This is a genomic window from Aeromonas sp. R7-2 (genome assembly GCF_040908105.1).
Taxonomy (GTDB): Bacteria; Pseudomonadota; Gammaproteobacteria; order Enterobacterales; family Aeromonadaceae; genus Aeromonas; species Aeromonas caviae.
In genome coordinates this window covers 56,827-71,469 of record NZ_JBFODC010000012.1, presented here as the reverse complement: position 1 = coordinate 71,469, position 14,643 = coordinate 56,827, and the positions used below count along the sequence as shown (strand labels likewise).

Sequence of the window (14,643 nt, the reverse complement as noted above, 5' to 3'; positions counted from 1 at the left end):
TCAGCACAAGAATCGCACGAATGAAAAAATGCCTGTTTTGGCTGTTGTTGCTTGGCATCACTTGCTTCTCGCCCCTCCAGGCCAGTGAACGGACACGTGATCTGCCGGAGAAGGTGGTATTGCAGTTGCGCTGGCTGCATCAGCCCCAGTTTGTGGGCTATCACATGGCCAAGGCCAAGGGGTATTACGCCGACGCCGGTCTGGATGTCGAGATAAGGCCAGGTGGCAAGGGAATAAGTCCGGTTCAGGAGGTGCTGGCCGGACGCGCCGACTTTGGCGTCGGCAACACCGAGGTGCTGACCCACTACGCCCAGGGCAAGCCGCTGCTGGCGCTGGCCAGCGTCTACCAGCACTCTCCCTCCATCTTCCTGGCACGCCGCGACAGCGGCATTCTCACCGTTGCGGACATGCGTGGCAAACGGATCATGATGTTTCCGGGTCATCAGGATGCCGAACTGCTGGCCACCCTCTACTATCAGGGGCTTCACGAGCGCCAGCTCATCCCGGTACCCACCTCGGTCAACATCGACGATCTGATCGCCGGCCGGATAGACATCTTCAACGCCTATCTGAGCAATGAGCCCTTTTATCTGGAAGAGCGCGGCATCTCGGTGTCCGTCATCAACCCTCGCAACTACGGCATCGATTTCTACAGCGACATTCTCTTCACCACCCAGGCACAGGAGCGGCTCAATCCGGAGCGGGTGGCACGTTTTCGTGCAGCCAGCCTCAAGGGATGGCGCTATGCCCTCACCCACCCCGAGGAAGCCATCGCCCTGCTGCGCACGGAGTATGGCGTCAACCGCAGCCAGGCCCACATGGAATACGAGTTGCAGATGAGCAAGGAGATGATCCAGCCGCTCTATGTGGAGATCGGGTATATGAATCCGGATCGCTTCGCTCACATCATGCAGCAGCTGGTGGAGATAGGCCTCCTTGCCAAACCGGTCTCCCTGACCCGTTTTCTCTATCAGGTTCCCTCAGAACAGTGGATCTTCTGGCGTCCCTGGTTCCTGCTGAGCCTGGGTGTTGGTGGTCTCATCCTGCTGCTCTCCCTCTATCTTCTGATGAGCAACAAGCGGCTCAACCAGGAAGTGGCCCTGCGCAAGCAGCGAGAGCAGGAGATACTGCAACTGGCCCGCCTCGATCCCCTTACCGGGCTGCCCAATCGCCTGAGCCTGATGGAGCAGTTGAAACACCAGGTGCAAAGCGACAATCCGGGCTGCCTGCTGTTTTGCGATCTCAATGACTTCAAGCGCATCAACGACAACTTCGGCCACAGCCAGGGGGATGCCATCCTCTGCCAGCTGGCCCGACGGATCCACGACGCCATCGGCCACCAGTGCTATTTTGCCCGCTTGGCGGGGGACGAGTTCATCCTGCTGCTGCCGGGCTACGATATCCGTCAGGCAGAGGAGGTCACCGCCGTGATCCGCCAGGCCATGCAGGCCCCCTTCGTGGTCAATGACCAGCCGATGCAGGTGGGCATCAGCATCGGCGTCAGCCACTACCAGCATGACTGGAGCCCGGAGCAGTGGCTCATCCAGGCCGACAGGGCCATGTATTGTGACAAGGGTGGCCGCGTCATCACGCTGGCGGAGCAGTCCGGCTGACTGGTTCATCTCCCGGCACACAGAGCCGATACCCCCATGAAACCATAAACAGGAAGGCCACCCCAGGGGTGGCCTTCCTGCATTGCATGAGTCTGACCGCTCTTACCCGAAGGTCTGCCCCAGGGATTTGAGCTGGCGAGCCTTGGTGAGCAGGATGTCGCTCGAAGCGTCCATGTCCTGCATCTTGTTGCTGTTGGTGTGGGAGTGCTGGGAGATGGCGTTGACGTTGCGGCTGATGTCCTCCACCACCGCCTGCTGCTCCTCTGCCGCCGTCGAGATCTGGGCCGAGAGGTCCACCACCCGTTCTATTTCCGCCAGCACCTGATGCAGGCTCTCTGATCCCTGGCGGGTCAGGGTCACGCAGGATTGGGTCTGTTGCAGGTTCTGCTGCATCATTCCCTTCCAGCCGTTCAGGGTACGCTGGATCTGGCCTATGCTGCTCTGGATCTGCTCGGTCGCCTTGTGGGTGCGCGTGGAGAGGGTTCGCACCTCGTCCGCCACCACCGCAAAGCCTCGCCCCTGCTCCCCTGCCCGCGCCGCCTCGATGGCGGCGTTGAGCGCCAGCAGATTGGTCTGATCCGCAATGCCCTGGATCTCGCTCATCAGCACACCGATGCGGTCCGACTCCTCCGCCAGTGCCACGGCGGCCGTGAAGGCATGCTCTGCCTGGGTGGCCAGCTCCGTCACCCTGTGCTGGGTATCTTCCAGCTGCTGATCGGTGTGTTGGCAGTGCGCCTTGGCCTGGGCTATCTGGTTGTCCGTCTCTAGGATATTGCGGGCAATCTCGTGGGCTGTCGCCGCCATCTCGGTGATGGCCGTCGCCACCTGCTGGGTCTGGACATCCTGTTCGGCGATGTCGGCGCTTGCCTCGCTGGAGGCTGTTTTCAGATGCACCGCGAGATCCTGCAGGGAGAGGGTCGCATCGTCCACTCGTCCAAGGACGGTGCGGATCCTGGCCTGCAACAGCTTGATGTGGAAGTCTGCAATGGCACTGGCATCCTCCCCCGAATAGATGAGCCGGGTCAGGCTGTCATATTCGTCCGCGAGCTGTCGCAGATAACGGGGGGTAGTGATGAGGGTGTCACGATAGATCAGGGCCAGCCACAAGAGAGGCAACAGGGTGAACAACGGCCCCCAGGGCCCCATCAGATAGCCCCCCCCCGCCAGCATCAGCAAGACACCGATGATGGCCAGCCCGTGGCGCATCGGGCGCAGGCTCAATCCGCCCTTTCGCTCCCCCCGCTCCACGCTCTTCAATCTGGCATAGGTGCGCCCGGCCACGGCTTTCATCTCCGGCGCGGCGCGACTGCGGACCGACTGGTAGCCATTGATCCGCCCCTGCTCGAAGATAGGGGTGACATAGGCATCCACCCAATAGTAACGCCCATCCTTGCAGCGGTTTTTCACCATGCCGCGCCAGGGTTTGCCCTGCTTGAGCTTGCCCCAGAGGTCAGCAAAGGCAGCCTTGGGCATGTCCGGGTGGCGAACCATGTTGTGGTGCTGGCCGATGAGCTCGGCCCGGCTGTACCCCGCTACCCGGCAGAAGTGATCATTGGCGTAGGTGATCACACCCTGCAGGTCCGTAGTGGAGACCAGCTGTTCATTGGCAGGAAAATCCACCTCTTCGTCGATGAGATGAACCTGGCTTTTCTTCATGGCGCACACCCCTTGTTTGATCACCCACTGAGCGTAGCCAAACGCCTACGGGCAAGCAACGCAGAGACCCAGTCGGGGAGGATGGCTGAGACACAATTTGCATCCTGTTTGACGCCGCGCAAGATTTTGACCCCAAAAGCCCAGGTTTGGCCAAAAAACACTCGGCATTTTCCCAGGTTCACCTCTCTCCCACACGATGCATCACACCAAAAAATGGTTCCAACGAGTCTGTGGCACTGGCGTTGCCAGGAGGCCGTCAGGGGAGAGCACACTTGATACGACCTTGGACCTAAGCATAATTGACGTTAACGTAAACGTAGTGTGAGATGATACCGTTCACCCTACACATCCAGCAGACACGCACCCCATGAAAGGAGTCACCATGTCCCACCTCTCCCCCTCGGCCGGCAAGCGTTTTCGCACGGCCCTGGCCAACGAAAAGCCCCTGCAGATTGTCGGCACCATCAATGCCTACATGGCGCTGATGGCAGAGCGCAGCGGCTTCCAGGCCCTCTATCTCTCCGGCGCCGGGGTAGCGAACGCCTCCTATGGCCTGCCGGACCTCGGCATGACTTCCATGAATGACGTGCTCATCGATGCCGAACGCATCACGGCTGCCACCCAGGTGCCACTCTTGGTGGACATCGACACCGGCTGGGGGGGCGCCTTCAACATCGCCCGCACCATCCGCGCCTTCGAGCGCGGCGGGGTGGCCGCCGTCCACATGGAAGATCAGGTGGCCCAGAAGCGTTGCGGCCACAGGCCCAACAAGGCCGTGGTCAGCGTCACCGAGATGGTGGACAGGATCAAGGCGGCGGTGGATGCCCGCCAGGACGAGAGTTTCGTCATCATGGCCCGCACCGACGCCCTGGCGGTGGAAGGGCTGGGCTCGGCCCTGGAGCGCGCCGCCGCCTATGTGGAGGCGGGCGCCGACATGATCTTCGCCGAAGCGGTCACCGAGCTCGAGCAGTACGACCGTTTCAGGCAGGCGGCCGGGGTGCCGATCCTCGCCAACATGACCGAGTTCGGCAAGACCGAGCTGTTTGACAAGGAGGCGCTCGCCGCCCACGGCGTGGACATGGTGCTCTACCCCCTGAGCGCCGCCCGCGCCGCCAACCAGGCCGCCCTCAACGTCTATCAGACGCTTCGCCGCGACGGCCACCAGCGCGCCGTGGTCGACACCATGCAGACCCGGGAGTCCCTCTACGATTTTCTCGGTTACCACCACTACGAGCAGACCCTGGACAGGCTGTTCACCCAGGATCTTTCGACCAAGGAATAAGACGGCGACCGGCCGCCTTATGCTGGCGGCTGGCGCATCAACGGACTGAATGAGGAAACATGTGATGAGCGCCCTGCCCGAAACCACCGGCTTCAAGCCGAAGAAATCCGTCGCCCTTTCCGGCACCGCCGCCGGCAATACCGCCCTGTGCACCGTGGGCCTCAGCGGCAACGATCTGCACTACCGTGGCTACGACATCCTGGACGTGGCCACCAGCTGCGAGTTTGAAGAGATAGCCCACCTGCTGGTGCACGGCCATCTGCCCAATGTGGCGGAGCTCGCAGCCTACAAGGCCAAGCTCAAGGCCCTGCGCGGCCTGCCCACCGGGGTGAGGACCGCCTTGGAGCAGTTGCCTCCCTCCGCCCACCCCATGGACGTGATGCGCACCGCCGTCTCCGTGCTGGGGTGCCTGTCGCCTGAGAAGGACGATCACAACCACCCGGGCGCCCGGGATATCGCCGACAAGCTGATGGCCTGTCTCGGCTCCGTGTTGCTCTACTGGTACCACTTCAGTCACAACGGTAAACGCATCCATGTGGAGACCGACGACGACTCCATCGGCGGCCACTTCCTCCACCTGCTGCACGGGCACAAGCCACGCGACTCCTGGGTTCGCGCCATGCACACCTCTCTCATCCTCTACGCCGAGCACGAGTTCAACGCCTCCACCTTCACCGGCCGCGTCATCGCCGGCACCGGCTCGGACATGTACTCCTGCATCACGGGAGCCATCGGTGCCCTGCGCGGGCCCAAGCACGGGGGCGCCAACGAGGTGGCCTTCGAGATCCAGAAGCGCTACGAGAACCCGGACGAGGCGGAGGCCGACATTCGCGCCCGCATCGAGAAGAAGGAGGTGGTCATCGGCTTCGGCCACCCGGTCTACACCGTCTCAGATCCCCGCAACAAGGTGATCAAGGAGGTGGCGCGCGAGCTCAGCCAGGAGCAGCACAACACCAAGATGTTCGACATCGCCGAGCGGCTGGAGTCCACCATGTGGAAGGCCAAGAAGATGTTCCCGAACCTCGACTGGTTCAGTGCCGTCAGCTACCACATGATGGGGGTGCCCACCGCCATGTTCACCCCGCTGTTCGTCATCGCCCGCACCTCAGGCTGGTCGGCCCACGTCATCGAGCAGCGCATCGACGGCAAGATCATTCGCCCGAGCGCCAACTACGTCGGCCCGGAGGATCTCCAGTTCGTGCCGCTCAAGGAGCGCAAGTGATGATCAACACGCAATATCGCAAGCCCCTGCCCGGCACACAGCTTGACTACTTCGACGCCCGGGAGGCGGTGAACGCCATCGCCCCCGGCGCCTGGGACAGGCTCTCCTACACCGCCCGCGTCCACGCCGAGAACCTGGTTCGCAAATGCGATCCGACCATCCTCGGCGAGTGCCTCGGCCAGATAGTGCACAACAAGCGCGATCGCGACTTCCCCTGGTTCCCGGCACGGGTGGTGTGCCACGACATCCTGGGGCAGACCGCCCTGGTGGACCTCGCTGGCCTTCGCGACGCCATCGCCGATCAGGGGGGGGATCCCGCCCAGGTGAACCCGGTCGTGCCGGTGCAGCTCATCGTCGACCATTCCCTGGCCGTTGAATGTGGCGGCTTTGACCCCCAGGCATTCGAGAAGAACCGCGCCATCGAGGATCGGCGCAACGAGGATCGCTTCCACTTCATCGACTGGACCAAGCAGGCGTTCAAGAACATCGAGGTGATCCCGCCGGGCAACGGCATCATGCACCAGATCAACCTGGAGAAGATGTCCCCTGTCATCCACGCCGATCGCGGCCTCGCCTACCCGGATACCTGCGTCGGCACCGACAGCCACACCCCCCACGTGGATGCCCTCGGCGTCATCGCGGTGGGTGTGGGCGGGCTGGAAGCGGAGAACGTGATGCTGGGGCGCGCCTCCTGGATGCGGCTGCCTTCGATCGTCGGCGTGGAGCTCTCCGGCAAGCCGCAACCCGGCATCACCGCCACCGATCTGGTGCTGTCGCTCACCGAATTCCTGCGCCAGCAGAAGGTGGTCGGCGCCTACCTGGAGTTTCGTGGCGAGGGGGCCGCCGCACTGACCCTGGGGGATCGCGCCACCATCTCCAACATGGCGCCGGAATACGGCGCCACCGCGGCCATGTTCTTCATCGACCAGCAGACCCTCGACTATTTGCGGCTCACCGGCCGTGACGACGACCAGGTGAAACTGGTGGAGACCTACGCCAGGGAGGCCGGCCTCTGGGCCGATGCCCTGGCGAGCGCCCAGTACGAGCGGGTGCTGCACTTTGACTTGTCCACCGTGGTGCGCACCCTGGCTGGCCCCTCCAATCCCCACCGTCGCCTGCCGATCTCCGCCCTGGCGGAGCGCGGAATCGCCGTGGATTTGGACAAGGCCCGCGCCCAGGAGGCGGATGGCCTCTTGCCCGATGGCGCCGTCATCATCGCCGCCATCACCAGTTGCACCAACACCAGCAACCCGCGCAACGTGATCGCCGCAGGCCTGTTGGCCCGCAACGCCAACCGGCTCGGCCTGATGCGCAAGCCCTGGGTCAAATCCTCCCTCGCCCCCGGCTCCAAGACAGTCGCCCTCTACTTGAAAGAGGCGGGACTGGACGAGGAACTTGAGCGGCTCGGCTTCGGCGTCGTGGCCTTTGCCTGCACCACCTGCAACGGCATGTCCGGTGCCCTGGATCCCGCCATCCAGCAGGAGATCATCGAGCGGGACCTCTACGCCACGGCGGTGCTCTCGGGCAACCGCAACTTCGACGGCCGCATCCATCCCTATGCCAAGCAGGCGTTTCTCGCCTCGCCCCCCCTGGTGGTGGCCTACGCCATCGCCGGCACCATCCGCTTCGACATCGAGAAAGATGTGCTGGGGGTAGTGGACGGTCAGGAGATTCGCCTCAAGGATATCTGGCCGTCTGATGAAGAGATCGACGCCGTGGTCAAGGCGTCGGTCAAGCCGTCCCAGTTCCGCCAGGTTTATATCCCCATGTTCACCCAGGAAGAGGATCAGGGTCCCAAGGTGACGCCCCTGTACGACTGGCGTGCGCAAAGCACCTATATCCGTCGCCCGCCTTACTGGGAGGGGGCACTGGCGGGCGAGCGCACCCTGCGCGGCATGCGGCCCCTGGCGCTGTTGCCGGACAACATCACCACAGACCACCTCTCCCCTTCCAACGCCATCCTGCCCGGCAGCGCGGCGGGGGAATACCTGGCGAAGATGGGCCTGCCGGAGGAGGACTTCAACTCCTACGCCACCCACCGCGGCGATCATCTGACCGCCCAGCGCGCCACCTTCGCCAACCCCCAGCTGGTCAACGAGATGGCGGTGGTGAACGGCGTGGTGCAGAAGGGGTCCCTCGCCCGCGTCGAGCCGGACGGCAAAGTAATGCGGATGTGGGAAGCCATCGAGACCTACATGGCACGCAAGCAGCCCCTCATCATCGTGGCCGGTGCCGACTACGGTCAGGGCTCGTCCCGGGACTGGGCGGCCAAGGGGGTGCGCCTTGCCGGGGTGGAGGTGATCGCGGCGGAAGGCTTCGAGCGCATTCACCGCACCAACCTCATCGGCATGGGGGTGCTGCCGCTCGAGTTCAAACCGGGCACCACCCGCCTCACGCTGGGCCTCGATGGCACCGAGACCTATGACGTGGTGGGAGCACGCCAGCCGCGCACCGATCTCACTCTGGTGATCCGCCGTCGCAGCGGCGAAGTGATCCAGGTGCCCATGACCTGCCGCCTCGACACCGCCGAGGAGGTCTCGGTCTATGAGGCGGGCGGCGTGCTGCAACGCTTCGCCCAGGATTTCCTGGCGTCAACCGCGCAAAAGGCCGTGAGCTAAATCTCAACCCCGCTCCGCCCCTTTGAAAAAGGGGGAGGCATAAAGCACCCTCTCTCTTTGGGAGAGGGTTGGGATGAGGGGAAAGTCTCCTCATCCGCCCTTCGGGTACCTTCTCCCAGAGGGAGCAGGATCTATGACTCTTTTCAGGACACTCTCTATGGCCCACATACCACAAGTAAAAATCCCGGCCACCTACCTTCGCGGTGGCACCAGCAAGGGGGTCTTCTTTCGCTTATCTGACCTGCCCGAGCGCTGCCAGCAGCCGGGCCCGGCACGGGATGCCTTCTTCCTGCGGGTCATCGGCAGCCCCGACCCCTACGGCGCCCACATGGACGGCATGGGGGGGGCCACCTCCTCCACAGCCAAGTGCGTGATCCTCTCCAAAAGCAGCCAGCCCGATCACGACGTGGACTACCTCTACGGCCAGGTCGCCATCGACAAGGCGTTCGTGGACTGGAGCGGTAACTGCGGCAACCTCTCCACCGCCGCCGGCGCCTTCGCCATCCACGCCGGCTTGGTGGACCCGTCCCGCATCCCGGAGCACGGCACCTGTGAGGTGCGGATCTGGCAGGCCAATATCGGCAAGACCATCATCGCCCACGTGCCGGTGACGAACGGCCAGGTGCAGGAGACAGGCGCGTTCGAGCTGGACGGGGTGACCTTCCCCGCCGCCGAGATCGTGCTGGAGTTTCTCGACCCGTCCGACGAGGGTGAAGACGGCGGCGCCCTCTTCCCCACCGGCAATCTGGTGGACGATCTGGAGGTGCCGGATTCTGTTGTAAAGAGCGGCGTACTGAAAGCCACCCTGATCAGCGCCGGCATCCCCACGGTGTTCGTCAACGCCGAGGAGATCGGTTATGAGGGCACCGAGCTGCGCGAGGCGATCAACACAGATCCGCAAGCGCTCGCCCGTTTCGAGGCGATCCGGGTTGCCGGTGCCCTGCGCATGGGGCTCATCAAGCGCCCCGAAGAGGCGGCCACTCGCCAGCACACCCCGAAAATTGCCTTCGTCGCACCCGCCAAGGATTACCGCACCGCCAGCGGCAAGGAGATTATTGCCGGCGAGATCGATCTGCTGGTGCGGGCCCTCTCCATGGGCAAGCTGCACCACGCCATGATGGGCACCTGCGCCGTGGCCATCGGCACGGCGGCGGCCATTCCCGGCACCCTCGTCAATCTGGCCGCCGGGGGCGGCGAGCGCGAAGCGGTGCGCTTTGGTCACCCCTCCGGCACCCTGAGAGTCGGTGCCCAGGCAGAGCAGGTCGCGGGACAGTGGACGGTCACCAAGGCGGTGATGTCCCGCTCCGCCCGCATCCTGATGGAAGGCTGGGTGCGGGTCCCTGGAGATGCCTTCTAGCCCGCTGCGGCATCACACCGACCAGGCCAGCCAGACGAAAAGAGCCCCAAGGCGACTGCCTCAGGGCTCTTTTTTGGATGTTTCAGGCTGTGAAAATCACATCATCATTGCGGTCTTGCCACACACTCCACCTTTCTTGGCACATTGTGCTTCGCGTCCCCGCCGATGAGCCGCTTGACCTGCCCTGGTGGGCAGCGACCGTCATCCACATAGGCGGTCTCCCCAAGGGGCAGCCTGCCTGGGGGCGGATCCTGACTCAGATAGGTGACGGGAATGGGCGCAGGCGCAAACCCACTGCACCCCGACATCAGGAGTGCGCCGCACCACAGAGCCAGCATGCCTCCCCTCTTTCCTGCAACCGCCATCGCTCACTCCCTGCCTCTGTCGGGGCACCGACCCGGCGCCCCTCGTTTCGGCAGTCTACCCAGGGATGGCGCCGGACCGACACCCGTCTCCGGCGCCGTTGTGACGATTCCAGACACAGGCAAAAATATCGGCTTTTCACGGCTTCGACCCGTAGTAGTGGGTCAGCAGGGCATCGGCCTCGTCCACGGGGATCGCCATCTGCGGCCAGCGCGCGGCCTTCTCCCTGATGTCCCGCAGGCTCCCCAGCTCCGGGCGCAGTGCGCTGCCGAGGTGGCGGTTCAAGGCATCAAAGCGGGCGATCACCCCCTGTCGGCTGAAGTGCCCGGGCGCCAGATCCATCCGGTAGCCCTGAAACAGCCACTGGAGTCCCTGATAGACGGCGGGGTGGTAGACGCTGTGGTGATCCTCCTCCTCGAAGTAGCGGCTGGTGACGTGCAGGTTTGCGCCGGGTGCCCCCACTACCTGCCGCGCAAACTGCTGCAGGCGATCCCGGTGAAACGCCGAACGCCCGAATCCCGGGGTGAAGGGGTTGTTGGCCACCGCCATGAACAGCGAGGAGGCGTGCTTGAGCGGCCCGGTCAATTCCGACGCGATGCGCTCGTAATTGCGGGGGTAATCGAACCAGAGGCTGGCGTCGATGGCGATCACTCCCTGGAACTGGCCGCTATCTTGCGCCTGTGCATCGAGCGCCAGCAGGCCGCCGAGGGAGTGGCCCACCAGCAGGGCCGGCGCCCGGGTCCGAAACCTCTCCTCGATGAGGGGGCGCAGCTCCTCACTCAGATAGCGCAGGAACCGGGGCCCGCCCCCCGTCACGGCATAGCCGGGCCCCGCCGGTGCCCCATTGGGCAAGGTCATGGTGTGGCTCGGGGTGTAATCCCGCATCCGGTCGGTGTTGTGGACCGCGACGATGATGAGGGGGGGAATCGCCGGATTGAGCCCGGCCCGCAGGGCCCGGGTGATGCCGACAACCTCCAGCAGGCTCTTCTCCCCGTCGAGCAGATAGAGCACGGGGAACCGAGCCCCGGGCTCGCGTTCATATTCCTGGGGCAGGGAGACGCTGTATTGCCGCGTCTCCCCCAGCAGGGCCGAATGGTGGGTGAAGCGCTGGGCGTAGTGGCGCATGTCTGCCTGGGCAGAAGAGAGTGTGATCATGGTGAGCAGCAGGGTGATGAGTCTTGTCATGAGATGAACCAGGATTGTGTCGCCAGCCTTGGGGATCCCCCGTAGGGCGGCGCACAGAGACGACAACAGGGCCCGCAGGCCCTGCTGTCGTCGGTCGTTACAGCTTGTAGGTGAAGCCTGCCATCAGGTTCGCCGGCTCGCCGTACATGTTGAAGGTGCTGGTGGAGCCGACCCGGTAGAAGTACTCCCGGTCGAGCAGGTTGTAGAGGTTCAGGGTCGCCTGCATTCTGTCGTTGATCTCGTAACGCACCGCCGCATCGAACAGGGCATAGCCCCCCTGATGGGTCTCGACCCCCTTCTGGTTGAAGCCGTAGTCGCTCACCGCCGTCATTCCTGCCCCGAGGTGCAGCCCCTGCACCCAGTCGGCCAGGTGGTAGTCGGTCCAGAGCGAGAGGGTGTGACGGGGGATGGTGTCGAATTTCGGGTTGTGATCCCCGGCCTTCTCCTCGATGTCGGTGAAGGTATAGCCGGCCATCACCATCCAGTTCTGGCTGAGATAGCCGCTCGCCTCCAGCTCCACCCCTTGCGTCTCCACCTTGCCGGTAGCCCAGTAGGTGTTGGTGATGGCAATGCCCTGATCGTCGTAGGCCTGGGCCGCGATGTTGTCGTCCTTCATCAGGAAGAGGGTCGCCCGGGTGTTGAGCAGGCCGTCACGCAGCGAGGACTTGATGCCGGTTTCCCACTGGCTGCCCTCCCGGGGCTTGAGCAGGTTGCCGCTCTCGTCCTGGCTGGTCTGGGGCTTGAACACCTTGGAGTAGCTGGCATACCAGGCGTGTGCGTCGCTCAGGTCATAGACGGCCCCCGCGTAGGGGGTGAGCTTGCCGTTGAACTCACTGGACTCGCCGCTCTGGGCTCCGGAACTCAGGGTCGTGCTGACGGCATCCAGATCGTACCAGGAGACGCGGGCCCCGGTGATCACCGCCAGCGGCTCCATCAGCCGCCAGGTCACCTTGCCATACAGACCGAGCTCCGACTGCTCCTCATGGTCATTCTTGGTGTAGCTGTAGTCCGGCTTGGCGACCCGGGTCGGGTCGAAATCGAACACATTGATCTTGCCGAGGTTGCGGTTGGTGTAGGTCTGAATGTCCGACTCGTAGCGCTTGTAGTCGGAGCCCAGCACAAACTCGCTCTTGTGCCCCAACAGATCGAACATCTGACTGTAGTTGGCATCGAAGGCCATGTTCTTCTGCTGGTTCCCCTGGCCGTTGAACATCAGCCCGGTGTTGCCCGCCACGTCCACGGGGCCGTTGGTGAAGGTCTGCTCCAGCCGCATGTCGTGATCCATGTAGCGGGCCGAGACCTGACCCACCCCGCCGTTGGCAAAGGCGTGTTGCAGCGAGGCCCCCACATCCGTGGTGTCGGCGTCGAAGAAGTCTTCAGCCGACCCCAGGTAGGTGCTGCGGCCGATGTCGAGCAGGGAGCCGTCCTTGTACGCCGGCAGGCCGTTGGTGGGCAGGATGTCCTTGGTCTGGTGCAGGGCGTAGACGGAGAGGCGGGTGCGATCCGAGAGATCGAACTCCAGGGTGCCGTAGTAGGTACCGTTGTCGTTGTTGTTGTAGTCCACCTGGTTCTTGATGTCGGCGTTGGCCACCACGACGCGGCCGCGCAGGGAACCCTCGTCGTTGAGTGCGCCCCCCATGTCCGCCTCCAGGTAATGCCTGTCCCAGCTACCATAGCGCGCCGTGACCGAGCCCTTGAAGGCGTCGGTCGGACGCTTGAGCACCATGTTGATCACGCCCCCCAGCTCGCTGGTGCTGTTGAAGAGGCCGGAGGGGCCCCGCATGATCTCCACCCGATCCACCGCCGCCAGCGACGGCAGGGTGCCGTACTTGCTCTGCATGGGCGATGGCAGGCCGTTGAGGTTCACTTCGTCGTACTCATAGCCACGGGAGAAGATGGAGGAGCGACCGCTGTCGTTGACCAGGGTGCGCAGACCCGGCGTGAACTTGGCCAGATCGTCCACCGCCACGAAGTTGCGCTCCTCGATGTAGTCGTTGGTCAACACGGTGATCGACTGGGGGATGTCTTTGAGGGCCGCCGGCGTCTTGGTACCGACGGTGGCCGAGTCGACCCCATAGCCTCCCGTCTCCTCCGACGGCGACATCCCGTAGAGTGGATTGCCATAGACGACCAGGGTTTCGTCCGGCTTGATGTCCGGTGTGTGTGCCCCTGCTGGGGCGGCAACGGTGACGGCCAGAGCGGCAGAGATGGCCAGAGCCAGCGGGCTTCGCGCTTTATCCTTCAAGACAACCATAGTAAGAGTGACCCCAAGATAGAGATGATAATCATTTTCATTTGATTTTCCGGGGGCTAATATATCACTCCATCTTCCGCCGCAGTTTTGCGGTGTGGTCATTTCACTCTTCGACATGGTCAAATTGCACATGACTGACACAGTGGCAAGGGACACCAGCGCACGCCAACGGGGGCGCTTCACCGGCAGGGTGGAGAACCTGGTGATCCAGGAGGGTCTTCGCTTTCACAACAAGGACATCGTTCACAAGGCAGACTTCGCCACCGAGCGGGAGTTGCCGCCGCAGTTGATCATCGCCATTCCCCTAGAGAGCCGGGCCCTGATGACCTATGGCGCCACTCACAGGCTCAAGGGGTGCCGCTTCCACGAGTCCGACCCCATAGTGGCAACCGCCATCCTCTATACCGAGCCCGACATCGTGCAGGGGGCGGCCAAAGCCCAGGTGCGCAGCCGCAGCATCGTCCTTTCCCTGGACCACACCTGGCTCGCCCACAATCTGGCACAGGCGCATCGCAAGGCTTTCGCACAGACCTTCAGCCGCCATCTGAGCCGCGTCGACTGGACCCTGCCCGCTGCCCTTGGACAGATTGCGGAAGCGCTCAATCTCACCAGCAGCCAGAACGCCTCCGAGATGCTGATGCGCAAGGCCTTTGCCCTCAGTGTCTGGGAGAGCCTGATGACCCACCTCCAGCAGGCCGCCTCCCCCTGCTGCCAGCGCCAGAACGAGCAACCGACGCGCCTCAAGATGCTGCTCAGGGATGAAAAAGTGGACGAGATGACCCTGACCGAGATCGCGGCCACCCTCGGCATGAGCGTCTCCACCTTGCAGCGGGCCGCAAAAAAAGAGCTGGGCATGAGCCTGCAGCGCTACCTTCGCCAGCGAAAGCTGCAAGAAGCGCGGGCCAGGCTGGAGGCGCGCAGCCTCTCTCTGCAAGGGGCCGCCGCCTACGCCGGCTATGACCATGTGGCCAATTTCATTACGGCGTTTAGAAAGCAGTTCGGCTTCTCGCCGACGCGGATCGCCAGACAGGGTAAAGAACAGGAGCAGGCGCCCTCTGCAACGCCTTGAGCCTCCTTGTTCATGCGCAATACA

Annotated in this window: 10 protein-coding genes; 6 read left to right on the top strand and 4 right to left on the bottom strand. The window is 63.6% G+C overall.

All coding sequences use genetic code 11. From position 1 onward, the window contains the following. Positions 1 to 20 precede the first annotated feature (20 nt). Positions 21 to 1,613, top strand: a complete 1,593-nt coding sequence (locus AB5Y47_RS01705; protein ID WP_039038778.1) for a GGDEF domain-containing protein — start codon at positions 21 to 23, stop codon at positions 1,611 to 1,613. Positions 1,614 to 1,715: 102 nt separating this feature from the next. On the opposite strand, the gene AB5Y47_RS01700 is transcribed toward AB5Y47_RS01705, so the two are convergent. Continuing rightward, entirely contained in the window at positions 1,716 to 3,269 is a 1,554-nt protein-coding gene (locus tag AB5Y47_RS01700) for a methyl-accepting chemotaxis protein (protein WP_368219693.1), read from the bottom strand. Positions 3,270 to 3,651: 382 nt separating this feature from the next. On the opposite strand from AB5Y47_RS01700, the gene prpB reads away from it, so the two are divergent. The 4 genes from prpB to prpF all read left to right on the top strand — a co-directional run bounded on the left by prpB (position 3,652) and on the right by prpF (position 9,748). Next, positions 3,652 to 4,551, top strand: coding sequence for a methylisocitrate lyase (gene prpB / locus AB5Y47_RS01695; protein WP_319884685.1), 900 nt, complete (start codon positions 3,652 to 3,654; stop codon positions 4,549 to 4,551). A gap of 64 nt (positions 4,552 to 4,615) precedes the next feature. Beyond that, positions 4,616 to 5,773, top strand: a complete 1,158-nt coding sequence (gene prpC, locus AB5Y47_RS01690) for a 2-methylcitrate synthase (protein ID WP_216944382.1) — start codon at positions 4,616 to 4,618, stop codon at positions 5,771 to 5,773. Then, positions 5,773 to 8,391: a Fe/S-dependent 2-methylisocitrate dehydratase AcnD gene (gene acnD, locus AB5Y47_RS01685; protein ID WP_368219690.1), complete on the top strand. Its 2,619-nt coding sequence runs from the start codon at positions 5,773 to 5,775 to the stop codon at positions 8,389 to 8,391. Before prpC ends, acnD begins: the two co-directional genes overlap by 1 nt. A 157-nt stretch (positions 8,392 to 8,548) precedes the next feature. Then, entirely contained in the window at positions 8,549 to 9,748 is a 1,200-nt protein-coding gene (prpF, locus tag AB5Y47_RS01680) for a 2-methylaconitate cis-trans isomerase PrpF (protein WP_368219687.1), read from the top strand. A 104-nt stretch (positions 9,749 to 9,852) separates the two neighbouring features. Here prpF and AB5Y47_RS01675 read toward each other — a convergent pair whose 3' ends face one another. From AB5Y47_RS01675 to AB5Y47_RS01665, 3 genes are all read right to left on the bottom strand, one after another. Then, on the bottom strand, positions 9,853 to 10,086 hold the full coding sequence (locus tag AB5Y47_RS01675) for a DUF6719 family protein (protein WP_102983837.1): 234 nt from the start codon (positions 10,084 to 10,086) through the stop codon (positions 9,853 to 9,855). Positions 10,087 to 10,249: 163 nt separating this feature from the next. Further along, positions 10,250 to 11,296, bottom strand: a complete 1,047-nt coding sequence (locus tag AB5Y47_RS01670) for an alpha/beta hydrolase (protein WP_368219685.1) — start codon at positions 11,294 to 11,296, stop codon at positions 10,250 to 10,252. Positions 11,297 to 11,393: 97 nt separating this feature from the next. Further along, positions 11,394 to 13,550 carry a TonB-dependent siderophore receptor gene (locus AB5Y47_RS01665; protein WP_139737026.1) on the bottom strand — a complete coding sequence of 719 codons (2,157 nt, stop codon included), beginning with the start codon at positions 13,548 to 13,550 and terminating at the stop codon, positions 11,394 to 11,396. A gap of 130 nt (positions 13,551 to 13,680) precedes the next feature. On the opposite strand from AB5Y47_RS01665, the gene AB5Y47_RS01660 reads away from it, so the two are divergent. After that, positions 13,681 to 14,619 (top strand): helix-turn-helix transcriptional regulator, encoded by a 939-nt coding sequence (locus AB5Y47_RS01660; protein WP_041201640.1) that lies wholly within the window; start codon positions 13,681 to 13,683, stop codon positions 14,617 to 14,619. Positions 14,620 to 14,643: the final 24 nt, after the last annotated feature.

What these genes read in the sequence shown, in the direction of transcription:
- AB5Y47_RS01705 (WP_039038778.1), top strand. Translation starts at nt 21, where the DNA reads ATGAAAAAATGCCTGTTTTGGCTGTTGTTGCTTGGCATCACTTGCTTC.
- AB5Y47_RS01700 (WP_368219693.1), bottom strand. Translation starts at nt 3,269, where the DNA reads ATGAAGAAAAGCCAGGTTCATCTCATCGACGAAGAGGTGGATTTTCCT.
- prpB (WP_319884685.1), top strand. Translation starts at nt 3,652, where the DNA reads ATGTCCCACCTCTCCCCCTCGGCCGGCAAGCGTTTTCGCACGGCCCTG.
- prpC (WP_216944382.1), top strand. Translation starts at nt 4,616, where the DNA reads ATGAGCGCCCTGCCCGAAACCACCGGCTTCAAGCCGAAGAAATCCGTC.
- acnD (WP_368219690.1), top strand. Translation starts at nt 5,773, where the DNA reads ATGATCAACACGCAATATCGCAAGCCCCTGCCCGGCACACAGCTTGAC.
- prpF (WP_368219687.1), top strand. Translation starts at nt 8,549, where the DNA reads ATGGCCCACATACCACAAGTAAAAATCCCGGCCACCTACCTTCGCGGT.
- AB5Y47_RS01675 (WP_102983837.1), bottom strand. Translation starts at nt 10,086, where the DNA reads ATGCTGGCTCTGTGGTGCGGCGCACTCCTGATGTCGGGGTGCAGTGGG.
- AB5Y47_RS01670 (WP_368219685.1), bottom strand. Translation starts at nt 11,296, where the DNA reads ATGACAAGACTCATCACCCTGCTGCTCACCATGATCACACTCTCTTCT.
- AB5Y47_RS01665 (WP_139737026.1), bottom strand. Translation starts at nt 13,550, where the DNA reads ATGGTTGTCTTGAAGGATAAAGCGCGAAGCCCGCTGGCTCTGGCCATC.
- AB5Y47_RS01660 (WP_041201640.1), top strand. Translation starts at nt 13,681, where the DNA reads ATGACTGACACAGTGGCAAGGGACACCAGCGCACGCCAACGGGGGCGC.